The 22,041-nt window shown below is 68.0% G+C and carries 18 protein-coding genes and 2 pseudogenes; 11 read left to right on the top strand and 9 right to left on the bottom strand.

All coding sequences use genetic code 11. The features are described from left to right. The first annotated feature begins 164 nt into the window (after positions 1 to 164). The 10 genes and pseudogenes from ACMZPQ_RS21865 to ACMZPQ_RS21820 form a co-directional block, all read left to right on the top strand. Positions 165 to 476 carry a DUF3817 domain-containing protein gene (locus ACMZPQ_RS21865; protein WP_197581711.1) on the top strand — a complete coding sequence of 104 codons (312 nt, stop codon included), beginning with the start codon at positions 165 to 167 and terminating at the stop codon, positions 474 to 476. 154 nt (positions 477 to 630) lie between these two features. Continuing rightward, the gene (locus tag ACMZPQ_RS21860; protein WP_414486251.1) at positions 631 to 1,827 is read left to right on the top strand and encodes an MFS transporter; all 1,197 of its coding nucleotides are present in this window, start codon (positions 631 to 633) and stop codon (positions 1,825 to 1,827) included. Further along, a complete protein-coding gene (locus ACMZPQ_RS21855; RefSeq protein ID WP_197581651.1) occupies positions 1,824 to 3,017 on the top strand; it encodes an isochorismate synthase in 1,194 nt (397 codons plus the stop codon). Before ACMZPQ_RS21860 ends, ACMZPQ_RS21855 begins: the two co-directional genes overlap by 4 nt. Then, positions 3,014 to 4,666, top strand: coding sequence for an AMP-binding protein (locus ACMZPQ_RS21850; protein ID WP_197581653.1), 1,653 nt, complete (start codon positions 3,014 to 3,016; stop codon positions 4,664 to 4,666). Before ACMZPQ_RS21855 ends, ACMZPQ_RS21850 begins: the two co-directional genes overlap by 4 nt. Beyond that, the gene (locus ACMZPQ_RS21845) at positions 4,666 to 5,298 is read left to right on the top strand and encodes an isochorismatase family protein (protein WP_197581655.1); all 633 of its coding nucleotides are present in this window, start codon (positions 4,666 to 4,668) and stop codon (positions 5,296 to 5,298) included. The genes ACMZPQ_RS21850 and ACMZPQ_RS21845 overlap by 1 nt, the downstream gene beginning before the upstream one ends. Then, positions 5,298 to 5,555, top strand: coding sequence for a phosphopantetheine-binding protein (locus ACMZPQ_RS21840; RefSeq protein WP_008266045.1), 258 nt, complete (start codon positions 5,298 to 5,300; stop codon positions 5,553 to 5,555). Before ACMZPQ_RS21845 ends, ACMZPQ_RS21840 begins: the two co-directional genes overlap by 1 nt. Beyond that, on the top strand, positions 5,552 to 9,442 hold the full coding sequence (locus tag ACMZPQ_RS21835; RefSeq protein ID WP_414486250.1) for a non-ribosomal peptide synthetase: 3,891 nt from the start codon (positions 5,552 to 5,554) through the stop codon (positions 9,440 to 9,442). The genes ACMZPQ_RS21840 and ACMZPQ_RS21835 overlap by 4 nt, the downstream gene beginning before the upstream one ends. Continuing rightward, positions 9,433 to 10,191 carry a 2,3-dihydro-2,3-dihydroxybenzoate dehydrogenase gene (locus ACMZPQ_RS21830; protein ID WP_197581659.1) on the top strand — a complete coding sequence of 253 codons (759 nt, stop codon included), beginning with the start codon at positions 9,433 to 9,435 and terminating at the stop codon, positions 10,189 to 10,191. Before ACMZPQ_RS21835 ends, ACMZPQ_RS21830 begins: the two co-directional genes overlap by 10 nt. 255 nt (positions 10,192 to 10,446) lie before the next feature. Beyond that, on the top strand, positions 10,447 to 10,893 hold the full coding sequence (locus ACMZPQ_RS21825) for an REP-associated tyrosine transposase (protein ID WP_197581661.1): 447 nt from the start codon (positions 10,447 to 10,449) through the stop codon (positions 10,891 to 10,893). Positions 10,894 to 10,921: 28 nt separating this feature from the next. Further along, positions 10,922 to 11,041: pseudogene (locus tag ACMZPQ_RS21820) on the top strand (REP-associated tyrosine transposase); the annotation flags it as partial. Between the two features lie 188 nt (positions 11,042 to 11,229). Here the strand turns inward: ACMZPQ_RS21820 and ACMZPQ_RS21815 are convergent. The 6 genes and pseudogenes from ACMZPQ_RS21815 to ACMZPQ_RS21790 form a co-directional block, all read right to left on the bottom strand. Next, the gene (locus ACMZPQ_RS21815) at positions 11,230 to 12,690 is read right to left on the bottom strand and encodes an esterase-like activity of phytase family protein (RefSeq protein ID WP_197581663.1); all 1,461 of its coding nucleotides are present in this window, start codon (positions 12,688 to 12,690) and stop codon (positions 11,230 to 11,232) included. A gap of 21 nt (positions 12,691 to 12,711) precedes the next feature. Further along, a complete protein-coding gene (locus tag ACMZPQ_RS21810; RefSeq protein ID WP_197581665.1) occupies positions 12,712 to 15,030 on the bottom strand; it encodes a TonB-dependent receptor domain-containing protein in 2,319 nt (772 codons plus the stop codon). 261 nt (positions 15,031 to 15,291) lie between these two features. Beyond that, positions 15,292 to 15,687 (bottom strand): annotated as a pseudogene (locus tag ACMZPQ_RS21805) (DUF2894 domain-containing protein); the annotation flags it as partial. After that, positions 15,656 to 16,294, bottom strand: coding sequence for an OmpA family protein (locus ACMZPQ_RS21800; RefSeq protein WP_006449800.1), 639 nt, complete (start codon positions 16,292 to 16,294; stop codon positions 15,656 to 15,658). The gene ACMZPQ_RS21800 and the pseudogene ACMZPQ_RS21805, both read right to left, overlap by 32 nt. Next, entirely contained in the window at positions 16,291 to 18,555 is a 2,265-nt protein-coding gene (locus ACMZPQ_RS21795; RefSeq protein ID WP_197581669.1) for a DUF802 domain-containing protein, read from the bottom strand. Before ACMZPQ_RS21795 ends, ACMZPQ_RS21800 begins: the two co-directional genes overlap by 4 nt. 10 nt (positions 18,556 to 18,565) lie before the next feature. Further along, positions 18,566 to 19,219, bottom strand: coding sequence for a DUF3348 family protein (locus tag ACMZPQ_RS21790; protein ID WP_197581671.1), 654 nt, complete (start codon positions 19,217 to 19,219; stop codon positions 18,566 to 18,568). A gap of 144 nt (positions 19,220 to 19,363) precedes the next feature. Here ACMZPQ_RS21790 and ACMZPQ_RS21785 point away from each other — a divergent pair, with 144 nt between their 5' ends. Further along, the gene (locus ACMZPQ_RS21785) at positions 19,364 to 20,287 is read left to right on the top strand and encodes a M14 family zinc carboxypeptidase (protein WP_197581673.1); all 924 of its coding nucleotides are present in this window, start codon (positions 19,364 to 19,366) and stop codon (positions 20,285 to 20,287) included. Between the two features lie 47 nt (positions 20,288 to 20,334). Here ACMZPQ_RS21785 and ACMZPQ_RS21780 read toward each other — a convergent pair whose 3' ends face one another. From ACMZPQ_RS21780 to ACMZPQ_RS21770, 3 genes are all read right to left on the bottom strand, one after another. After that, on the bottom strand, positions 20,335 to 20,727 hold the full coding sequence (locus tag ACMZPQ_RS21780; protein ID WP_197581675.1) for a diacylglycerol kinase: 393 nt from the start codon (positions 20,725 to 20,727) through the stop codon (positions 20,335 to 20,337). A gap of 155 nt (positions 20,728 to 20,882) precedes the next feature. After that, a complete protein-coding gene (locus ACMZPQ_RS21775) occupies positions 20,883 to 21,446 on the bottom strand; it encodes a nuclear transport factor 2 family protein (RefSeq protein ID WP_414486136.1) in 564 nt (187 codons plus the stop codon). Next, entirely contained in the window at positions 21,397 to 21,930 is a 534-nt protein-coding gene (locus tag ACMZPQ_RS21770; RefSeq protein ID WP_197581677.1) for a hypothetical protein, read from the bottom strand. The genes ACMZPQ_RS21775 and ACMZPQ_RS21770 overlap by 50 nt, the downstream gene beginning before the upstream one ends. Positions 21,931 to 22,041 lie beyond the last annotated feature (111 nt).

Raw genomic sequence — 22,041 nt, 5'->3', positions numbered from 1 at the left:
GCGGTAATGCGCAAGATGCTGGTGATCCTCAACGCCCGCAAACGGGAAGCGGAGGCCCAGATGGCCTCCGCCTGACAAGACAGTTGCTACAGACGGTGTGCATCTGCGTATCATTCGCATTTGACATCCCGATGCCGGAGCCCCGCGTGACCCAACGTTCCCCCATGCACCCGAGCGGACGCCTGTTCGCGGCGGTCGCTTTCATCGAGGCCGTGACCTGGGCCGGCCTGCTTATCGGCATGTGGATGAAGTACGGCCCGATGGCCAATGTGGCGCTGGTGAAGTTGTTTGGCCCACTGCATGGCGTGGCGTTCCTGGTCTACGTGGCGGTCACCCTGTTCGCGGCCGTGCGCCTGCGCTGGCCGTGGTGGGCGAGCGCCGTGGCGCTGCTGGCGGCCATCCCGCCGCTGGTGACGTTGCCCCTGGAATGGTGGTTCAAGCGGCGTGGTCTGCTGGGCCTGCGTGCAACGCGCTGAATCCACTGTTGCATGCCCGTTCAAGAGAATGGGTATCAAATGCAAATACGAGCCGTTATCATTTGAGGATGGCATCCGGTCCTGAGCAGGGCCGATGCCGGGCGGGGCGCAGGTGAGCGCCCGGTGATCCTTTCCTGTTTACGGCTGGTGTTCCATGCACGCACGTCCCGTCGTCCCCGGCTTGCCGGCGCTGGTCCTGGCGGCCCTGATCGGCACCATGGCGATGATGTCCTTCGTCGCCGTGATCGGCCCGGTGGTCCGCATGCTCGGTCTGTCCGAATGGCATGCCGGGCTCTCGGTTACCGCCGCTGGCGTGCTGTGGATGCTGGCCGCGCGCCCCTGGGGGCAGCTCAGCGACCGCATCGGCCGCAAGCGCGTGCTGATGCTGGCGATGAGTGCCTACACCGTGGTCTATATCGCGCTGGCGGTGTTCATCGACGTGGCTTTGCAAGCGGTGCCGCCGGTGCTGGTGTCGGTGCTGGTGCTGGTGGGTGCGCGCGGCCTGATCGGGCTGTTCTATGCGGCCGTCCCGCCCACGGCCGCCGCACTGATCGCTGACAAGGCCCCGGCCGGACAGCGCGCCAGCTTCCTCGCGCGCCTAGGCAGCGCCAACGCCTTGGGCATGGTGCTGGGTCCGGCAGCGGCGGGTTGGCTGGCCTATACCAATCTGTCGCTGGCGCTGTATGTGGCCGCCGTACTGCCGCTGCTGGCGCTGGCATTGCTGGCCTGGCGGCTGCCGGCCACGCCCCCGGCGGCGGGAGTCGGCGCACAACACCGCCCGCCCATGCGCCGTCTCGACCCGCGCCTGCGCCTGCCGCAGCTGGCAGCGTTCATTGCGATGGTGTCGGTCACCATCGCGCAGGTGACCGTCGGCTTCTTCGCGATCGATCGATTGGGTCTGGATGCTGCAGCCGGCGCGCGCATGGCCGGCATCGCGCTTACCGCGGTCGGCGTCGGCCTGATCGTGGCGCAGGCGCTGGTGATGAAGCTGGACGTGCACCCGCGCCGCTGGATCATCCTCGGTGCGCTCATTTCCGGTATCGGCTTCGCCTCGGTGGCGGGCGTGCAGCACGGCTGGCAGCTGCCGGCGGCCTACGCACTGGCCGCCTTCGGCATGGGCTTCGTGTTCCCCTCGTTCCAGGCGCTGGCCGCCGATGCCGTGGAGGCGCACGAGCAGGGCGCCGCCGCTGGCACTGTGGCCGCCGCGCAGGGCCTGGGCATGGTGGCCGGGCCGATGCTCGGCACGCTGTTGTATCGCGGCGGGCCGAGCCTGCCATACCTGCTGGTGGGCGCGCTGCTGCTGTTGCTGTGCGTGCTGGCCGCAGCGCATCGGATGAAGGAGACCGCATGAACGATTCCCTGATGCAGGGCGCGTGGCCCGAGGCTGTGCCGTCGACGCTGGAACACGGCGACGACGCCTCGCTGTTCCTGTTGCAGCACGCTGGCCAGCATGTACACGCACGCGGGTGCCGTACAGCGCTGCCGACGGGCGCCTTGGCGACCTTGGCCGAGCGTGCCGCTACCTTCTTCGCGCAGCAGCGCGGTGGCCCGGGCCTGCTGGTCGGGGCGGTGCCGTTCGAGCCGCGCGCCGACGATGCGCTGTACCAGCCCGAGCGCCTGCTGCCGGCGTTGCCGCTGCAGCCACAGGCGGCACCCGCGCTGCAGGGCGCACTGCAGGCCGAGCCCGCAGCGCAGGACTATGCAGCCGCCGTTGCCACTGCGGTGGAGGCGCTGCGCGCACCCGAACAGGACCTGCACAAGGTGGTGTTGGCGCGCAGCCTGTTGGCGCGTACCCGCAACGCGCTGTCGCCGGAGGTGCTGCTGGCGCGTCTGGGCGCCGATCCTTCGGTGGCCACCTACGCGGTTCCGCTTCCGGTCGAACTGGGGGAGGCGCCCGCCTGGCTGATCGGCGCAACGCCCGAGTTGCTGCTGCGCAAGCGTGGAGCGCAGCTGTTGTCGCATCCATTGGCCGGATCGGCACGTCGCAGTGCCGATCCCGGCGAGGACGAACGCGCCGCGCAGGCATTGCAGGCTTCGACCAAGGATCATGACGAACACCGCCACGTCGTTGAGGCGATTGTCGATGGCCTGGCCCCGTACTGCAGCCATATCGATGTGCAGCCGCGCCCGGCGCTGCATGCCACTGCCAGCATGTGGCACCTTGGCACGCGCATCCATGCCACGCTGAAGGATCCGCAGACCTCGGCCGCCGAACTGTTGGCGCAGCTGCACCCCACCCCGGCAGTCTGCGGCACGCCACGAGCGGCCGCACTGCAGCGCATCCGTGAGCTTGAGCCCGTGCCGCGCGGCTTCTATGCGGGCGCGGTCGGCTGGCTGGACGCCCAGGGCGACGGCGACTGGTACGTGGCGATCCGCTGTGCGCGACTGCAGGGTACGCAGCTGCGCCTGTACGCAGGTGCCGGCATCGTCGCCGAGTCGCAGCCCGAGGCCGAAGTGGCCGAGACCGCAGCGAAATTCGCTGCCCTGTTGAATGCGCTGGGCGTCCACGACGCCGCGCCTGCGATCGAGCCTGCAGCATGAACATCCCCGACACGTCTTCCCGCATGCCGCTGCGGCAGGTATGGCCTGATGACCTGGTGGCGCGCTATCGCGAGGCCGGTCACTGGCGTGGCGAAACCTTCCCGGCCTTCCTGCGCGAGCGCGCGGAATGCTATGCCGATGACATTGCCGTGGTCGCTGGCGACGTGCGCCTGAGCTATGCGCAGCTGTGGCACGAAGCCGGCCGTATCGGTGCCGGGCTGCTGGAACGTGGGTTGCAGCCGGGTGAGCGGGTGCTGGTGCAGTTGGGCAATACGGCCGGTTTCATCACCACGGTCTGTGGCCTGTTCCGCGCTGGCCTGGTGCCGGTGTATGCGCTGCCCGCGCATCGCATCACCGAGCTGGTGCACTTCGCCAGCAAGGCCGAAGCCAGTGCCTACATCACCACCGATCTGCACGACGGCTTCGATCATCGCGGGCTGGCGCGGGCGTTGCAGGCCGACGTGCCGGCGATACGCACGGTGGTGATCGACGGCGACGCGCAGGAGTTCATCGCGCTGGACGGGCTGCAGGGCGACCGCGCACAGCTGCCGGCCGACCCCGACCCGCAGTCGGTGGCGTTCCTGCAGATCTCCGGTGGCAGCACCGGCCTGTCCAAACTGATTCCGCGTACGCACGACGACTACATCTATTCGTTCCGCGCCAGCAACGCGATCTGCGGCATCGACCGCGACAGCGTGTACCTGGTCGCGCTGCCGGCCGCGCACAATTTCCCGATGAGCTCGCCCGGTTTCTTCGGCGCGCTGTATGCCGGTGCCCGCGTGGTGCTCAGTCCCGGCCCCGGCCCGGACGCGGCGTTCCCGCTGATCGCCCGCGAACAGGTGACCTGCTGTGGCCTGGTGCCGCCGCTGGCGTTGCTGTGGGCGCAGGCGGCGGCGACCACCCCGCACGACCTGTCCAGCCTGCAGGTGCTGCAGGTGGGGGGCGCCAAGCTGGTGCCCGAGGCCGCGCGGCGGGTGATCGACGGCCTGGGCTGCACGTTGCAGCAGGTGTTCGGCATGGCCGAAGGCCTGGTCAATTACACCCGGTTGGATGATCCGGAGGACCTGATCGTCGCCTGCCAGGGGCGGCCGATCAGTGCGGACGACGAAGTGCGCGTGGTCGACGACCATGACCAGCCGGTGGCCGAAGGCGAGGTGGGCCATCTGCTGACCCGCGGCCCGTATACGATCCGCGGCTATCACAACGATGCGGTGGCCAATGCACGCTCGTTCACCGACGATGGCTTCTACCGCACCGGCGACCGCGTGCAGCAGCTGCCCGGCGGCTACCTGGTGGTGCAGGGGCGCGCGGGTGACCACATCAACCGGGCCGGCGAAAAGATCTCCGCCGAGGAGATCGAGGACCATCTGCTGGCCCACCCCGCGGTGTTCGACGCGGCCGTGGTCTCCATTCCCGACGCGTATCTCGGTGAGCGCAGCTGCGCGTTCGTGATCCAGCAGGGTGAGCCGATCAAGGCGCCCGCACTGAAAGCCTGGATGCGCACGCGCGGCCTGGCTGCGTTCAAGGTGCCGGACCAGGTCGTGTTCGTCGACAGTTTCGATACCACTGCGGTCGGCAAGATCAGCCGCCGCGAACTGCGTGCGCAGCTGCGCGCGCGTCATCTGCAACAGACAGGAGAAACGCGCTGATGGCGCTGCCCCGCATCACCCCCTATTCCCTGCCGACCGCCGCGGAACTGCCGCAGGCGCGCGGGCCGTGGCGCCCGCAGCGCGATCGCATCGCGCTGCTGGTACACGATATGCAGCGCTACTTCCTGGCCGCGTTCGATGCCGGCAACGCGCCGCTGCGACCGGCCGTGGACAACATCGCGCGGCTGCTGGCGCATTGCCGTGCCCACGGCATTCCGGTGTTCTACACTGCCCAGCACGGTGACCAGGATCGTCGTGATCGCGGCCTGCAGGCCGACCTGTGGGGGCCGGGCATGCGCCGCATCGCCGACCATGAGCCGATCATCGACGCCGTCGCACCGCAGCCGGGTGAGCATGTGCTGGTGAAGCACCGCTACAGCGCGTTCCAGCGCAGCAACCTGGAAACGCTGATGCGGGTGCGGGGACGCGACCAGCTGCTGGTGACCGGTGTGTATGCGCATATCGGTTGCAAGGCGACGGTGGTGGAAGCGTTCCAGCGCGACATCGAAGCCTTCATCGCCGCCGATGCCGTGGCGGATTTCTCGCGCGCCGACCACGATCAGGCGCTGCACTGGATCGCGCGTACCAGCGGTGTGCCGATGACAACCGACCAGCTGCTGGAGGCGCTGTAATGACCGCTACGGGTGAGGTGCTTGACCTGGAGCGCATGCGTGCCGATGTGGCACGGGTGCTGGACTGTGCGCCGGCCGAGATCGGTGACGACGACAACCTGATCGACCTGGACCTGGATTCGATGCGCATGCTCGGCCTGGTGCTGGCCTGGGGCAACACCGGGTTGCCGCTGGAGTTCTCGCAGCTGGCCGAACACACCACGCTGCGCCAGTGGTGGGGTGTGGTGCAGACGCTGCAGGCTGCGCAGCGCGCATGAACGCCACCGCGTTGGCCACGCCGCTGGCACTGACCGAGGCGCAGGCCGGGCTATGGTTTGCGCAGCGGCTTGCACCCGACAATCCGTCGTTCAATACCGCCCATGCGGTGTGGATCGACGGCTTGCTGGAGGTGCCCGCGTTCGTGGCGGCGGCCAACCAGGCGGCGGTTGAATCCGAGGCCTTCGCGCTGCGCTTTGCCGAAGGCTCCGACGGGCAGCCATTGCAGTGGCATGACCCGGCACACGTGCCGCTGCTGTCGGTGCGCGACCTGTCCGGCGAGGCCGATCCTGCAGCGGCGGCGCGCGCCCAGATGCAGGCCGACCGGCTCAGCGCGGTCGATCCGACCCGCGACCGGATCAGCCAGCAGGTGCTGTTCGACCTGGGCGGGCAGCGCTGGGCCTGGTACCTGCGTGTGCATCACCTGGCCGCCGATGGCTATGGCATGGCACTGTTCAGCGACCGTGTCTGCGCGCTGTATGCCGGCCGCGCGGGTGAGCCCCTGCCGGGCTTGGCTGGGGTGCTGGCCGACGATGCGGCCTATCGCGTAGATGCACGTCGTGAACTGGCCGGCCAGTGGTGGCGCGAGCAGTTGCACGGGGCACCTGCGGGCGTGGGCCTGGCAGGTACCGAGCCGGCCAGCGATGACGCGCTGCGCTGGGTGCAGCCCCTCGACGCCGCGTTCCGCGAGCAGCTGCTGCAGGCGTCGGCGCGCTGGCTGCAACCCTGGCCGGATGTGCTGGCCGCGCTGTCGGCCGAGTACCTGCGGCGGATGAGCGCGGCCGACGAAGTGGTGTTGGGCGTCCCCTTCATGGGGCGGCTCGGCAACGCGTCGGCGCGCGTGCCGGCGATGGTGATGAACGTGCTGCCGCTGCGTGTCGCGGCGGGCGAGGGCAGTGTCGAGGCGTTTACCCGGGCATTGGGCCGGCAGCTCAGCCAGGGCCGCAAGCATGGCCGCTACCGTGGCGAACAGCTGCGTCGCGATCTGGGCCTGGTGGGCGCACAGCAGCGGCTGCATGGTCCGCTGGTAAATGTGCAGCCGTTCTACGCGCCGCTGGCATTGCCGGGCGTGCAGGCGACGCTGGAGGTGCTGTGCACCGGTCCGGTGGACGACCTGACGCTGGGCTTCCGTGGCGATGGCCAGCGCGTGCTGGACCTGGAAATCGAAGCGAACCCTGCGCTGTACAACCGTGAGGAGGTGCAGGCCCATGCCGCGCGCCTGCTGCATTTCGTGTCGGCGGCGCTGGGCGCTGACGATATTGCGACGGTACCGCTGGCCACGGCCGAGGAAGCCCAGCAGGTGGTCCACCGCTTCAATGCCACCGCGCATGCGCTGCCGCAGACCACGCTGGTCGAGCTGCTGCAGCAGGGCATGGACCGCGATCCGCAGGCGACCGCACTGGTGTTCGGCGATACCGAGCTGGACCACGCCACGCTGGAGGCGCGCAGCTTTGCGCTGGCCGCCCAGCTGCGCGCGATGGGCGTCGGCCCAGGCAGCGTGGTGGCGGTGGCGTTGCCACGCTCGCTGGAGCTGGTGATCGCGCTGGTGGCCGTGCTGCGTGCGGGAGCCGCTTACCTGCCGCTGGACCTGGCGCATCCTGATGAGCGCCTGGCGCGTATCCTGGCCTCGGCGAAGCCGGCTTGCGTGCTGGCGGCGGCGGATGTGTCGGCGCGGATGTCCACGGTGCCGGTGCTCGCACCGGAACAGTGGACCGCACTGAGCTTCGCCGCGCCGTGGGCCGATCCGGCACCGGACGATGCGGCCTATGTGATCTACACCTCCGGTTCGACTGGCGAACCCAAGGGCGTGGTCATCGAGCACCGCGCCATCGTCAACCGCCTGCTGTGGATGCGCGAGCATTACGGCATCCGCGCCGACGACCGCGTGCTGCAGAAGACCCCGGCCACCTTCGATGTCTCGGTCTGGGAGTTCTTCCTGCCGCTGCTGTGCGGGGCCACGCTGGTGGTGGCCGGCCCGGACGCGCATCGTAATCCCACCGAGCTGGCGCGGTTGATCCTGGCGCATGACATCACCACGGCGCACTTCGTGCCGTCGATGCTCGATGCCTTCCTTGCCGCACCGGCCTCTGAAGGCCTGCAGCTGCGTCGTGTGTTCACCAGTGGCGAGGCGCTGGACGCTTCGCTGCGTGACCGCTTCCATGCACGCGTGCACGCTGAACTGCACAACCTGTATGGCCCGACCGAAGCGGCCGTGGACGTGAGCTACTGGCCGGCGTCGGCGCAGGACCGTTCACGGCCGGTGCCGATCGGCTTCCCGGTCTGGAATACCCGCATGTACGTGCTGGACGCGCGGATGCAGGCGCTGCCGGTTGGCGTGCCCGGTGCTCTCTACCTCGGTGGCGTGCAGCTGGCACGTGGCTACCTGGGCCGGGATGATCTGACCGCCGAGCGCTTCCTTGCCGACCCATTCCTGCCGGGCGAACGCATCTATCGCACCGGCGATGTGGCGCGCTGGCGCGACGATGGTGCGGTCGAGTACCTCGGCCGCAGCGACCATCAGGTGAAGCTGCGCGGCCTACGCATCGAGCTGGGCGAGATCGAGGCGGCGCTGCGCGAGCTGCCGGGCATGGCGCGCGTGGAAGTGCTGTTGCGCCAGGACGCGCCCGGTGATGCCCGGCTGGTGGCCTACGTGCCGTCCGCGCTGGCAGATGCCACCGCACTGCGCAGCCATCTGGCCACGCGCGTGCCGGACTACATGGTGCCCTCGGCGTTCGTTGGCATCGATCACTGGCCGGTGACCGCCAACGGCAAGCTGGACCGCAATGCGTTGCCGAAGCCGCCGCAGCAGGACATGGGCGGGTTGGCGCCGCGCACGCCGCTGGAGCAGGAACTGGCCGTGTTGTTCGCGCAGGCGCTGGGCCGCGAGGCACCGGTAGCGGTGGATGCCGACTTCTTCAGCCTCGGTGGCGATTCGCTGTCGGCGGTGCACCTGCTGCTGGCCATCGAACAACGCTGGCGCTGCGATCTTGGCCTGGGTGCCTTGTTCGCCCAGCCAACCGTGGCCGCTTTGGCGACGCGCATCGCTGAACCCCCGGCACTGGCCGACCATGCGTTGGGGCCGGTCATTGCGTTGGCCGCCACCGATGCCACCGGGCCTGCACCGTTGTTCGTGCTGCATCCGGCCGGTGGCATCGCATGGAACTACCGGGCCCTGGCCAAGGCACTGCAGCCGGCACGCGCGGTGTACGGCCTGCAGTCACCCGCGCTGGATGCACGCGAACCGATGCCGTCCAGCATCGAAGCGATGGCCAACGACTACGTACGGCGCATCGTGACATTGCAGCCGCAGGGTCCAGTGCATCTGCTCGGCTGGTCGGTGGGTGGCATCCTCGCCCAGGCGATGGCGGTGCGCCTGCACGAGATCGGCCGTGAGGTGGGGGAGCTGGTACTGCTGGATGCCTACCCCAGCGAGTGCTGGCGCGCCGAACCGGAGCCCGACCCGATTGCTGCGCTGCGCGCCCTGCTGGCGATCGCCGGCCATGATCCGGAGGCGCATCCGGAGCTGGACAGCCGCGAACGCATCCTTGCATTCCTGCGACGAGGTGGCAGCGCGCTCGGCAGCCTGCCGGACGTGGTGCTGGACGGCGTGGTGCGCGCGGTGACCGGTACCAACGGCTTGATCCGCGAACACATCCACCGGCCGTTCGACGGCACCCTGGTGCATGTGCGCGCCGGTCGTGACCACCAGGCCCGCCCGCAGCTGCAGTCGGCGCTGTGGCGGGCACATGCGCGCAAGGTGCAGGCGCTGGAACTGCCGTTCCTGCACGCCGAGCTGACCGGACGCGATGCGGTGGCGCAGCTGGCACCGTGGCTGTCGGCGCGGCTGCGCCACTGGGATGAGCAACAGGAGATCACAACATGCAGTTGACCGGCTTTGAAGGTCGCGTGGCGCTGGTGACTGGCGCTGCCGGTGGCATCGGTGAAGCACTGGTACGGCTGTTGGCCGAGGCCGGCTGCACGGTGGTGGCAACCGATCGCGAGGCGCCCCGCGTGGAGGATGCGCGCGTGCACGCGTTTTCGCTCGATGTGACCGACAGTGTGGCGGTGGACGCACTGGTGGATCGGGTGGAAGCCAGCCTCGGGCCAATCGGCCTGGCCGCAAGCGTGGCCGGGGTGCTGCACGTGGGCGACGTCGCCGGCACCACCGATGCCGACTGGCGCCGGGTATTTTCGGTGAACGCCGATGGCGTATTCCATGTCGGGCGCGCATTGGCGCGGGTGATGTCGCCGCGCCGGCAGGGCACGATTGTCACTGTCAGCTCGAACGCGGCGGGGGTGCCGCGGCATGGCATGGCCGCCTATGCGGCGTCCAAGGCTGCCGCCACCATGTTCACCCGTTGCCTCGGGTTGGAACTGGCGCCGCTTGGCATCCGCTGCAACATCGTCGCCCCGGGTTCAACGCTGACCCCGATGCAGACCGGCATGTGGCAGGACGAGCACGGCGCCGAGCGGGTGATCGCCGGCAGCCCGGAGACCTACAAGGCGGGTATTCCACTGCGCAAGCTGGCCACGCCCGACGACATCGCCCATGCGGTGATGTTCCTGCTGTCCGAACAGGCCGGCCACGTGGCGATGAGCGACCTGTACGTGGACGGCGGCGCCACCCTGCGCGGGTGAGCCCCGACGGCGGCCGGGCCGGCAACCCATGCCCCTGGTAGTGCCGGCCGCTGGCCGGCAACCCATGATCCCCGGTAGTGCCGGCCGCTGGCCGGCAAGCCATAATCCCTGGTAGTGCCGGCCGCTGGCCGGCAAGCCATAATTCCTGGTAGTGCCGGCCGCTGGCCGGCAACCTCATTCAACTTCAGACATCCCCCAACACCCGTCGAGGCGTGATCTGACGTTCAACACCCACTGATCGCTCCACTATGGGGCATGAGCAGCCATCGCCTCCGCCTGGGCCGTCGCTCGATCATCGGCCAGGTCTACGTTCTGACAACTACCACGTATCAGCGCTGCCGGCTCTTTGAAAGCGAAGCTGCAGCAGCATGTGTAATCGACCAGTTCCATTACATCGAACAGCGCGGGCTGGTGCAGTCACTCGCATGGGTCGTCATGCCGGATCACGTCCACTGGATGTTCGAGCTGAGCGCAGCTCACCTTCCAGACATTGCGCGCCGAATGAAGTCGTCGAGTGCGCTTGCGCTGAATCGCCTGGCGGGTCGTCGAAGTACGGTCTGGCAGCCTGGCTACTTCGATCACGCGGTGAGGGCTGAGGAGTCGCTGGCGCGGCAGGCTCTGTACATCCTCGGGAATCCGGTGCGCGCTGGTCTTGCGGGGCAGGTTGGCGAGTACCCACATGCGTGGTCGGTCTGGGCGTAATGCCGGCCAGCGGCCGGCACTACCCGTTGCGTTGAGGGCTGGGGAGTCGCTGGCGCGGCAAGCTCTGTACATCCTCGGGAATCCGGTGCGCGCTGGTCTTGCTGGGCAGATTGGCGAGTACCCACATGCGTGGTCGGTCTGGGCGTGATGCCGGCCAGCGGCCGGCACTACCCGTTGCGTTGAGGGCTGAGCAGTCGCTGGTACGCGCTGGTCTTGCGGGGCAGATTGGCGAGTACGCACTTGCGTGGTCGGTCTGGGCGTGATGCCGGCCAGCGGCCGGCACTACCAGGATTGCGCCCATGGCAGTTGCCCGCCAGTGGCTTGCACCCCCTGTTTTCAGGGCAGGGTGAGGCGGTAGACCAGCACGCGGTTGTCGTTGTCGTAAGGGCTGTCACAGGCCTCGCCCTGCATGCGGCAGTGGCGGGCGATGAAGTCGTTGTCGTTGCCGATCAACAGCAGCACGTCGTTCGGGTGCTGCGGGTCCAGCGCCGGCAGCACGTCCATGGCTTCCCACTTCTCTGACAGCAGGCCGGCATGCGGGCCGCGCTTGGTGTCCAGGTCCAGCCCCGCACGTGCAAGCTGCGGGCGGTCGAGCAGGTTCAGCAACTCGTCACTGCGCGCGGGCACGATGCCGGCCTTCAATGCCGTATCGGAGGGGCCGGCCAGTACCGAGGTCGTGCCGGTTTCGTAGGCGCTGCCGGCCAGGTTGCTGGCAGCGGCCACATCCACCAGCAGCACCGACTTGTAGACGATCGGGTCGTTGCCGTCCTTGCCCAGGCCGTTGCCATCACGGGCCAGCAGAAGGAAGCGGTGGGCGTCCAGTACGCGCAGTTCGCTCTGCGCAGCGGTGCGGTCGAGCTTGCCCTTGCCGTCGTGCGCGTAGGCGGGCAGGGCCATCACGTAATGGCCGATAGGCTGCTGTGGCGTCGGCGAGGCCGTCACGTCGTAGACCAGCACGCGGGTATTGATGCGTCCTGCGGCATTGCCCTGCGCGCTGTCCTGCAGCGTCGCGCTCTGCAGCGCCACGAACAGCCGGGTGCCATCGGGCGACAGGCCCATGCCTTCCACGCCCTGGTTGTTTCGGCGGCCGCTCTTCGGTGGCGCAAGGGAACCGAACGCTGGCTTTCCCTCGCGCTGCGGCCTGATCGCGGGCGGCGCCACGATCACGCCCTGCAGCTGGCCCTTGGCATCGAAGTAGTAGACGTTGGCGGTGTACTCGTCGCCGATGTAGAAATGACCGTCGGCGGTGAACTGCAGCGATTCCGCATCCAGCGAGACCTTGCCCGCACCGGCGCCGCTGGCCGGCGAGGGCAGCACCACGTCGCGCTGGGTGATGGTGTGGTCGCCGGGGTCGGCACCGGTGAAGGGGTGCCCGTTGAAGTCCATCAGCACCACGCCCTTGCCCGGCACCATGCTCAGCGTGCCCAGCGCACCGGTCTTGCCCGGCGTGGTATCGATGAGCAGCTGCATGCGCTCTACGCGGCCGGCGTAGTCGTAGAACAGGCCGGCCTCGGGATCATTGCGGCCACGGTCGGGCAGGGTCCACAGCACGCCTTCGTAGCCGGTGGCGGTGCGCTTCCAGGTGCCGGGCTGCACCGCCAGCGACGAGAACGAGCCCAGCGTATCGCCCAGGAAGTCCACTGTGCCCGCCGGCAGCCGCCCGGCGGCGACCAGGCCTTTGTCCACGTAAGTACGACCGCCCAACTGCAGGGTGCGTGGCGGTGCGCCAGCGGCCTCGTGCGGAGCGGAATATCCGCTGGCGGAGAGGGTGGCCAGCAGCAGGGTGGTCGCGAGCATCGGTGGACTCCGGGCAGTCGATCAGAAGCGAAGGTCGATCGTACCGAACACCTGGCGCGGTGCCGAGGCATGGAACACGTACAGCTTGCCGGCCGGGTCGCTGGGCGCGAACACGCTCGAATCCAGGTTGCTGGCGTAACGCTTGTTGGTCAGGTTGGTCACGTTGAACGACAGGCGCATGCCCTTGGCGAAACCGACTTGGCCGAAGTCATAGCCACCGGCCAGGTCGAACACGGTGAAGCCGCCGAAGCCCTGGTCGTTGGTGTAGGTGTAGAAGCGTTCGCCGGTGTACTTGCCGCGCAGGCTGGCAAACCAGCCGTTGTCACGCCAGGTGATTTCGGTGGCCAGCAGCTGCTTCGGCGTGTCGGTCTGGATCTTGCCCTTGATCTGCTGCTCGACACCGGCCTGCACGTAGTTGGAGGCATAGGTCGAGCGGTTCAGCGAGGCCGAGGTGTACCAGCTGAAGTGCGCGTTCGGGGTCCACAGCACGGTCAGCTCGGCACCACGGCTGTCGACGCCGCCGACGTTGTAGAAGCGGTTGCCGCAGGTCGGGCCGACCGGCTGCCGCGAGTCACAGGGATTGTACTGCAGCAGGCGGTTGTCGAAGCGCACGCTGTAGGCCGCGACCGAGGCCTGCAGGGTATCGGTGACGAAGCGGTAGCCGGCTTCTACCGAGCGCGACTCTTCCGGCTTCAGGTTGCCTTGCGCATTCCAGGTGGCCTGGCTCACCGCTTGCGGGCCCAGCTTGAAGCCGCCCTGGAACATGGCGATGTTCTCGGCATAGCTGGCGAAGAGTTCGTGGTGCTCGGCCAGGCGGAAGTTGGCGCCGATGCTGGGCAGGAAATTCTTGCTGGCCTTCAGCGAACCGGTGGCGAACTGGTTGTTCGAGCTCGGCGAGATCGGCGTCTTTGCGTCGCCCGGCAGCGCCTGTGCATCGGAGGTGGCGTGCGGGCTCTTGGCGCCGAACTCCAGGGTCAGGCGATCATCGAGCAGGCGCCAGGTGTCCTTCAGGAAGAACTGATGGGTCTTCCAGCGGGTACGCTGGGCGAAAACGCCGACATCGGAGGGCAGGGTGTTCATGCCGCTCAGGTCGCGCGGGCCATCCACTGCGGTCTGGTAGCGCTCGGCGCTGCTGGTGTTGCGCTCGTACCAGACGCCACCTTCGATGCGGTGCGCGCCCAGTTCCCAATCGAACGACAGCGTGCCGCCATCGCGGTCAATGGTGTAGATGGTATTGCGGAAGATGATCGGGATTTCCTGCGCGGTGCCCTTGTTCGACCAGGCGCCGCTGTTCCAGTTGTGGCCTTCGCCGCGGTCATCATGGTGGTAGGCCAGCGCGCGCAGGCTGAAGCCGTCGGCCAGGAAGAAGTCGCCGGCCAGGTAGTACAGGTTGTCGTCACGCAGGATCTGCCCGGCGGTGAAGGCACCATCGGCGTCCTTGTCCGGGCCGCTGCTGTCGCACTTCTTCGCATTGAAGCTGGCGGTGTTGCAGTAGGCCTTGGCCACCGCCTTGTTCCAGTCCGGCGCGTAGCCGCCCCAGTCCCAGCCCAGGCCGCGCGACATCTCGTCCTTGGACAGGTAGAAGTAGTCCGCCTGGGTCGTGCGCGAGGTATCGACGAAACCGGTGATCTGGCCGCGGCCAAAGTTCCACACGCCCTTGGCGTTGAACTGCTTGGTGGTGGATGTGTTGTAGGCGGTCTGGTCGTTCCACAGATCGGAGACGGCATTCATCCCGGAGACGTAGCCGGAGAAACCGTTGTACTCGCCGCTGTCCACGCGCACGAAGGTGCGGCGGTTGGCATCGCTGCCGAAGGTCTGCACCACGCGGCCGCCGAGTTCCTGGGCCGGGCGGTCGGAGGTATAGGAAATCGTGCCGCCGAGGTTGCTGGTGGACGGCGTACCGAGGCTGCCGATGCCCACCGCCAGTTCCGCGCCGGCCATGTTCTCGCTGATCAGCGCACGGTTGATGGTCAGGCCGTTGTAGTTGTTGTACGCGCCATCGCCCAGCGGCACGCCATCGAGCGTGTAGCCGAGGCGGGTGGAGTTGAAGCCGCGCAGGCTGAGCGTCATCGACTGCTCGTTGGTACCCAGTGCATCGGCCGACTGCGCGTTGACGCCCGGCAGCAGGTTCAGGGTCTTCTGCAGGCTGGTACCCGGCGGCAGGATGTCTAGGTTCTCGCGGGTGATGCGCTGCACCTGGCGCGCTTCACCGCTGCCGATCACCGAGACCGCATCGAGGTTGGTGGCGGAGGGCGTGCTGGAGGTCGGGGCAGCATCCTGCGCCCAGGCCGCGGGAGCGAGCGCGATCGACAGCGCAGCGGCCAACAAAGTCTTGGTCATGTTACGGACACTCAGGCAGGCACGAGCCACCGCGTGGGCGCGGAGCTCATGGAATTCGAAAGGAGGGACAGCCGATGCGACTGCGGGCGCTGCAGGCGCCGTGGGTCAACGTGAAAATGGTGCGCTAGACAGATGACTGTCTGGTGACATGTTCAGGTGTTGTGAGGCGTTCCGTGCGGTGGGTAGTGCCGGCCGGCGGCCACATGGACCCGTCGGGCAATGTGCAGTTGCCGGCCAGCGGCCGGCACTACCAATGGGTGTTCAGCGCGGCTTGCGCGTGCGCTTCGGCTTTGCCGTGTCGCTGCCGCTGCCGCTGGCGGCACCGTCCTGCAGCGCCTGCAACCACGACAGGGTGTCCACGTAGTCGATGAAGTGGCGCAGGTAGCCGGGGCTTGTCGCCTGCATCGTGTCCAGCATGCGCTGCACCAGCACCGCCGAGTTCAGCGGACCGCCGTCGGCCGGGGCCTCGGTGCGCAGCGAGCGACGCACCTGCAGTTCGCTGCGCAGTTCCGACCACTCGCGCTGCACCTGCTGCAGCATCGGCACCTGCGGGTAGTGCGGCAGCGAGCGTGACCCCGCATCGAGATCGCGCACCAGCGCACGCAGGCCTTCCAGAGCGGGCGGCTTACTTGGCATCCGGGGCCTTGGGCTTGGGAATCGGCGCGATTTCGACGCGACGGTTGCGCGCGCGCCCGTCTTCGCTCGCGTTGGAACTGACCGGCTGCTCGCTGCCGAACGCGGCGGCGAACACCGCATCGGCGGGCACGCCATCGGCAATCAAGGTGCGGGTCACGGTCAGCGAGCGCTGCGCGGACAGTTCCCAGTTGTCGGCGAAACGGCGGTTGCCTTCGCGCACGGGGGCGTCGTCGGTGAAGCCGCTGACCATCAGGATTTCTTCGCGGCTGCCCAGGTAGGCGGCCAGCGGGGCGGCCAGGCTGCGCAGCAGTTCCTGGCCTTCCGGCTGCAGCTGGTCGGAATTCAGCGCGAACAGCACGCTGCCACTGATGCCGATGCGGCCATCGACCAGGGTCACGCGGCCGGCGGCCAACGGGCCGGCCAGCGCCTGTTCCAGCGTCTGCAGGCGCTTGGCTTCGGCCTGGCGCTGCTTCACTTCCTGGTCCAGCCGCTGCGACAGCTCCAGCTGCACCGCGACCACGCCGACCAGGATCAGCACGAATGCGCCCAGCAGCACCGACATCAGGTCGCCGAAGGCGGCCCAGATCGGGGCGTGCGAGCCGCCGTCGACCTCCAGTTCGTCACTCATGCGCTGCCGGCCTTGCCGCGGCGCGCGGCCAGCTGCTGCAGTTCTTCCATCACCTGCTTCTGCGACAGCAGGCTGAGATCGACCACTTCGCGCGCCTGCGCCACGTAGTAGGCCAGCTGCTCGTCGCTGCGGGCCAGCGAGGCATCCAGTGCACCGCCAATCTGTTGCAGGCGGCCGGACAGTTCGGTGGAAGCGCTGCCGAACTGCTCGACGGCGGCGCCGAAGGTGCCGGCCAATTGGCCAACCTCACCCGCGCTGCCGCTGAGGGCTGCCGCAATCCCATCCAGCTTGCCGGTCTCGGCGGCGATATGGTCGGTGAAGCGGTTGCCGACGCGTTCCAGCAGCTCGGCCGAGCCGCCCACCAGTGCGTCCACTGCGGTGCGCTGCTCGTGCGAAGCGTGGTTGATCGCATCCAGCAGGGTCTGCACGGTGGCCAGCAGGCGACCGCGTTCTTCCAGCATCGCGTTGTCGCGCACCAGGCTCTCGGAGAGCGTGCTGCGCAACTCGTTGATGACGTCGGCGGCGGCCTTGGGCGCGGCGGCGGCGGTCTGCAGCAGGGTGGAGACTTCGGCGAGCGTGGCGCTGGCCTGGGCGCGACCGTTCTCGCCGATCTGCTGCGCGGTCTCAGCCAGCGTGTCACAGACCTGCTGCTGCTGCGCGGCCAGGCGTTCGCCGTTGGCCTGCAGGCGCTCGGCCAGATCCGTGGAGACGTGCTGCAGGGCATCGCTCCAGCGCTGCAGGCGCTGTTCGTCACCGGCCTGCAATTGCGCTCGCAGCGTGGCGTGCGCCTGCTGCAGTTCGGCACTGACCGCATCCCAACGCGCCTGCCGCTGCTGCTCGCGGCTGTCCAGGCTGGCCTGCAGTTCGGCGTGTGCGACAGCGGCGGCGGCCTGCACGGCCTGCCAATCCTGCGAACGCTGGTTTTCGTGCTCCTGCAGCAAGGACTGGCTGGCAGCATGGCGCTGGTCCAGTGCCTGCAGCAGTGCCTCGGCGCGCGTGTCCAGATGCTCGCTGGCGCTCAGCAGTGCCTGCTGCTGGCGCTCGACCAGCGCGGTGTTCAGCGCCTGCTGCTGTTCGGCGGCGGCACGCCAGGCGTCGGTATTGCTGCTGGCATCGGCCTGCAGGCGCTCGCCGATACGCGTGACCACTGCTTCCGCCTGTGCGCTTTGGCCCTCACTGAAGGCCTGCAGGTGCTGGCGCAGATCGTCCACCAGCGCCTGCTGTGCTTGGGTCTGCTCGCTCATCACCTTGGCCCAGCTGGCTTCGGTAGCAACGCGGCTTCGCTCGAAACCGTCGTTGAGGCCGGCCAGCTGCTGCTGTACCGCCTGCTCGACACGGGCATGCAGCGCCTGGCCATGCTGGGCCAGGCCGGCCAGCGTGGTCTCGGCCATCGGCTGCAGCGCGCCACCGATGGCGGCGGCGCTGGCCTCGGCGCCTTCGCGCAGCGACTGCTGCAGCGAGACCGCCAGGCGTTCCTGCAGGGCCTGGCTCTGGGTCAGGAACTCGGCCTGGCCGGCCAGCAGGCGCTCATTGGCGGTCGCACTGTGCTGTTCGAAGGTGCTGGTCATCGCCTGCAGGCGGTCGACCAGCGCTGGCAGGGCGGCGGACTGCGCCTGCAGCAGGCGCAGCGATTCGGCGCGCTGCCAGGCCTGCGAGTACGGATGCAGGTCGCCGGCAATGGCGCGGTCCAGCTGCTGCACGGCCTGCAGGCGGTCACGACGCAGCAGGGCGGCGAGCAGGCCGAGCATGGCCGAGCTGGCGACACCGGCAATCGAGGTGCCGAACGCCACCGCCAGGCCCTGCACGGGCGACGCCAGCGAGCCACGGATGGCGGCCATGTCGGTCGCGCTCTGCAGCGCAAGACCGGTGCCGCGCAGGGTATCCATCATGCCCAGCAGGGTGCCGAGCATGCCCAGCAGCACCAACAGGCCGACCAGGTACGGGGTCAGTACCGGCGCGGGCAGGGCGGTGCGCTCGCCTTCCACGCGCAGGCGCACCGCGTTGCGCAGGCCCACCGGCACGCGCTCCAGCCACGGGGCCAGGCTTCCCTTCGCGCTGGACAGGTCGTTCAGCGCAGTGCGCAGGCCGTTGCTGGCCTGGCGGTAGCGGTACAGCTCCACGCCACCGGCGATGTAGCAGGCGGCGATGATCGCGGCCACCGCTGCCCCCAACGGATGCACCGAAACGTAGCCAATGCCGATCCAGCACACGGCCAGCAGGCCGACAAGGAAAACAACGACATGGAAAGCAGTTCTGGACATGGTGTTCCGGTCAGTGGGAGCGCAGGGCGTCTTGCAGCCCTTCGATCGGGTGGAAGCGCAGCTGCAGCTCGGCGAGCAGCAGGGTGCGCATGTCATGGCGGAAGGCTGCGCGCCAGCCGGGCTGGCCGTGCACGCGTTCAAAACGGGCGCCGAGCACCGCCGGCGCAGTGGCCAGCAGGCTGTGCTCGCGCGGGGTAAGGGTCTGTTCCATCACCGCATCGACCTCTGCCAGCCGTGCCAGCTCGGGTGAAACCTGTACCAGCTGGTCGCGCAGGCGGCCGCGCAGGCGCCCGGTGGCGGTCTGGATGGCCTGCTGCAGCACTCGATAGCGCTGGCGCAGCGAGGCGAAGTTGGGTGCGGCGGCGGCTTCGGCCAGGTCGAGCAGGCGCTCGGCCTCGGCATCCTCGCGGATCGAGGCCAGCAGGCTGGCATGGGCCTGGGCGCAGTCGTCCAGCACATCCCCGGCCGCTTCGGCGGCCTCATCCGGCTCGGGCAGGCGTCCGCCGAGCGCCCCGGACAGGGCCACGGCACGGCTCCAGTCCACCCACTGGCCGAGGCGATCGGTCAGGGCGGGACTGCTGGCCGGCATCGCGCCGTCGCTGAGACGGGCGAGCAGGCGGAGGAACTCCGGTCCACCCAGGACCGGCTGCGCTGCGTTCGCCATCAAGGGGTTGGGGGCCAAAAACCGTTGATTTTACAACCAGATGACCCCGGCTGGATGAAGGCGCGGCGGCAAGGCAGGATCCGCAGGCGCGACAAGGCTTAGAATGACCGGCTGCACCCACCCGTTCGACCCTTGGAGTACCCCATGACTGTTGCGCAGTTCTATCCGATCGGCACCCCCGGACAGCCCTGGGGCGATGCGGAACGCGCACAGTGGCGGGCCCGCCAGCAGCGCCAGCGCAGCTACCACGACGACGTGGTGGCCGCCCTCGAGCGGCTGGATGACGGCATCTTCGATGTGATCCAGTACGGCCAGCTGGACTACGCCCCGGACCACTATCCGCTGTTCGCCGTGGTCAACCATGACTGGAACCCGGCACTGCCGGCCGCGCTGATCACCGGCGGCGTGCATGGCTACGAGACCAGCGGCGTGCATGGCGCCCTGCAGTTCCTGGAACAGCAGGCCGAGCGTTACCTGGGCCGGCTGAACCTGATCGTGGCGCCGTGCGTCAGCCCGTGGGGCTACGAGCGCATCCAGCGCTGGAACCCGGATGCGATCGATCCCAACCGCAGCTTCCGTGACGGTGGCCAGATCGAAGAGGCCGCCGCGCTGATGCGCTGGGTGGCCGAGCGCAAGCCGAACCTGCTGGTGCACCTGGACCTGCACGAGACCACCGACAGCGACCTGCAGGAGTTCGATCCGGCCCGCTGCGCCCGCGACGGCAAGCCGTTCGAGCGCGACACCATTCCGGACGGCTTCTACGTGATCGGCAACAGCGAAGATCCGCAGGCCGAGTTCCAGAAGGCATTGATCACCGCGGTTGCGCCGGTCACCCACATCGCCCCGGCCGATGCCGAAGGCAACCTGGTGGGCCTGCCGCTGCAGTCGCCGGGCGTGGTGTGGGGCGAGTCGCGTTCGATCGGTGCCTGCGCCGGCTTCACCGACGCGCGCTTTGCCACCACCACCGAGGTCTACCCGGACAGCCCGCGCACCAACCCGCAGGAATGCAACGACGCCCAGGTGGCGGCGGTGTGTGCGGGCCTGGATTTCGCCCTGGCCACGCAGTAACGCATCAACGCGGGGCAGCGCCGGGTCATGCCCGGCGGATTGGAAGGCTAGCCCAGCAGGATCACGCCCCACACCGTGCCAACCATCAGCAGCGCGGTGGTCTGGGCAGCGCTGCCCATGTCCTTGGCGTTCTTGGACAGCGGGTGATGATCGAGCGAGATGCGGTCGACCACCGCTTCGATGGCCGAATTGAGCAGCTCCACCAGCAGGCTGATGAAGCAGACGGCCAGCACTACCGCACGTTCGACGGTGCTGATGTCCAGCACGAAGGCCGCGATCATCAACAGCGCGTGCAGCAGCAACAGCTGCCGGAAGGCGGCTTCGCCACGGAAGGTGGCGATGAAGCCGTCGCGTGAATGGAGCAGCGTGTGGAAGATGCGGCGAAGGCCGGTCTTGACATGCGGGTACTTGCCGCTGTCCCTGGGGTGAGGTGGCTGCATGCCGCTCCTGCCGTGAATTGACCTCACGACAGGATGTGCAGGCGGGCGTCGGGAAAGCGTCGGACCCTCGTTAGCATTGCGCTCAGCCGGCGTAGTGCTGCGAAGGACGGAGCCACCTTGCTACGCAAGAACTGCTGGGCGCGGCCGCTGGCGGTTCACTCCGCCGGGCTGCGTGAATCGCGGATCGAATAGATCACCGAGAAGATCTTCCAGCCACCTTCGGTGCGGATCAGCTGCCACATCTCCTTGCCCCAGTTAATCTTCGCCCCATCGTCGTGGAAGCTGTAGTCAAACGACACCGAGGCCACATCGCCATCCGTTTCGATCTTCGTATTGAAGAATTTCTCCTCCCTCGGTTTCGGCGATGCTACGGCGCCATCGATCAGCGCGATGAAATTATTGGTGGGAATCTTCCGCGCCTTGATCGCATCGGGCTTGGCCTTGCGGATGTCCTGCAGGCGCACATCCTCCGAAACGTACTGCCAGCCGATATCTTCCGGTTTGTCCGAGAAGAACAGGCCCATGTAGGTCGGCTTGTCCTTGTTGATCAGCGAGGTGCGGAAAGACTCGACCACCTGTTCGATCGCCTTGACGTCGGCGGGGGCGTTCTGCGCGGCGTGGGCGGGCAGGCAGGCAATCAGGCTAAAAAGCGGGAGGATGAACCTTGCATCAGCCACCGGTCGCGTACTCCGCCAGATACCACTGCTTGTGCAGTTCATTCAGGTCTTCCATCTGTTTGCCGACCACGCCCAGCAGTCCGCCAGTCCAGGTTCCGAAAGCCGGCGCGCCATCCAGCCGGTAGACATTCTCCGGCAGCGTGCGCAGCGTATAGACAGGGTTCTGGTGCTCGTAGTCGTTGCCAAGGGTATGAAAGTAGTCCCCCTTCAGCTCGAACTTTGCAGTGCCCTTGTACGCCAGGATTACCCGATCGAACCTGCGGTGCTTCTGCCGTTCGGCAAACTGCAGCAGTGTCCGGGTCACATCCATCGGACTGTTGTCACCGGACAGTCCGCGGAGGTCGAACACGAGCACTTTCGGATTGACGAAGTAGCCATAGTGCGTGAATACCTCGATGCCTGCATTGCGGGAATCCGTCGTACGCACATCACGGGCCTGCTGTTGCAGTGTGGTGTAGTTCCAGAGGAATACAGCCGCGCCTGCAAGCAGGATGGCGATCAAGAGAAGCTTCAACGAACGGGCCATGGTTCTTCCTTGAGGGCGGGTACTTCCTGTGCCGGGGCCTTGGCCGCCGGTCTGCGTGTCCATCGGCGGTGCGCCTTGGGGCGGGCTGGCATTGCCGATACGCGTGGATAT

It is taken from the genome of Stenotrophomonas maltophilia (assembly GCF_047497515.2).
Taxonomy (GTDB): Bacteria; Pseudomonadota; Gammaproteobacteria; order Xanthomonadales; family Xanthomonadaceae; genus Stenotrophomonas.
Note: the sequence above shows the minus strand (reverse complement) of the source record. Positions and strands in the feature narration are given on the sequence as shown.

Coding starts and splice junctions, on each gene's coding strand:
- ACMZPQ_RS21865 (WP_197581711.1), top strand. CDS start 165: ATGCACCCGAGCGGACGCCTGTTCGCGGCGGTCGCTTTCATCGAGGCC.
- ACMZPQ_RS21860 (WP_414486251.1), top strand. CDS start 631: ATGCACGCACGTCCCGTCGTCCCCGGCTTGCCGGCGCTGGTCCTGGCG.
- ACMZPQ_RS21855 (WP_197581651.1), top strand. CDS start 1,824: ATGAACGATTCCCTGATGCAGGGCGCGTGGCCCGAGGCTGTGCCGTCG.
- ACMZPQ_RS21850 (WP_197581653.1), top strand. CDS start 3,014: ATGAACATCCCCGACACGTCTTCCCGCATGCCGCTGCGGCAGGTATGG.
- ACMZPQ_RS21845 (WP_197581655.1), top strand. CDS start 4,666: ATGGCGCTGCCCCGCATCACCCCCTATTCCCTGCCGACCGCCGCGGAA.
- ACMZPQ_RS21840 (WP_008266045.1), top strand. CDS start 5,298: ATGACCGCTACGGGTGAGGTGCTTGACCTGGAGCGCATGCGTGCCGAT.
- ACMZPQ_RS21835 (WP_414486250.1), top strand. CDS start 5,552: ATGAACGCCACCGCGTTGGCCACGCCGCTGGCACTGACCGAGGCGCAG.
- ACMZPQ_RS21830 (WP_197581659.1), top strand. CDS start 9,433: ATGCAGTTGACCGGCTTTGAAGGTCGCGTGGCGCTGGTGACTGGCGCT.
- ACMZPQ_RS21825 (WP_197581661.1), top strand. CDS start 10,447: ATGAGCAGCCATCGCCTCCGCCTGGGCCGTCGCTCGATCATCGGCCAG.
- ACMZPQ_RS21815 (WP_197581663.1), bottom strand. CDS start 12,690: ATGCTCGCGACCACCCTGCTGCTGGCCACCCTCTCCGCCAGCGGATAT.
- ACMZPQ_RS21810 (WP_197581665.1), bottom strand. CDS start 15,030: ATGACCAAGACTTTGTTGGCCGCTGCGCTGTCGATCGCGCTCGCTCCC.
- ACMZPQ_RS21800 (WP_006449800.1), bottom strand. CDS start 16,294: ATGAGTGACGAACTGGAGGTCGACGGCGGCTCGCACGCCCCGATCTGG.
- ACMZPQ_RS21795 (WP_197581669.1), bottom strand. CDS start 18,555: ATGTCCAGAACTGCTTTCCATGTCGTTGTTTTCCTTGTCGGCCTGCTG.
- ACMZPQ_RS21790 (WP_197581671.1), bottom strand. CDS start 19,219: ATGGCGAACGCAGCGCAGCCGGTCCTGGGTGGACCGGAGTTCCTCCGC.
- ACMZPQ_RS21785 (WP_197581673.1), top strand. CDS start 19,364: ATGACTGTTGCGCAGTTCTATCCGATCGGCACCCCCGGACAGCCCTGG.
- ACMZPQ_RS21780 (WP_197581675.1), bottom strand. CDS start 20,727: ATGCAGCCACCTCACCCCAGGGACAGCGGCAAGTACCCGCATGTCAAG.
- ACMZPQ_RS21775 (WP_414486136.1), bottom strand. CDS start 21,446: ATGAACTGCACAAGCAGTGGTATCTGGCGGAGTACGCGACCGGTGGCT.
- ACMZPQ_RS21770 (WP_197581677.1), bottom strand. CDS start 21,930: ATGGCCCGTTCGTTGAAGCTTCTCTTGATCGCCATCCTGCTTGCAGGC.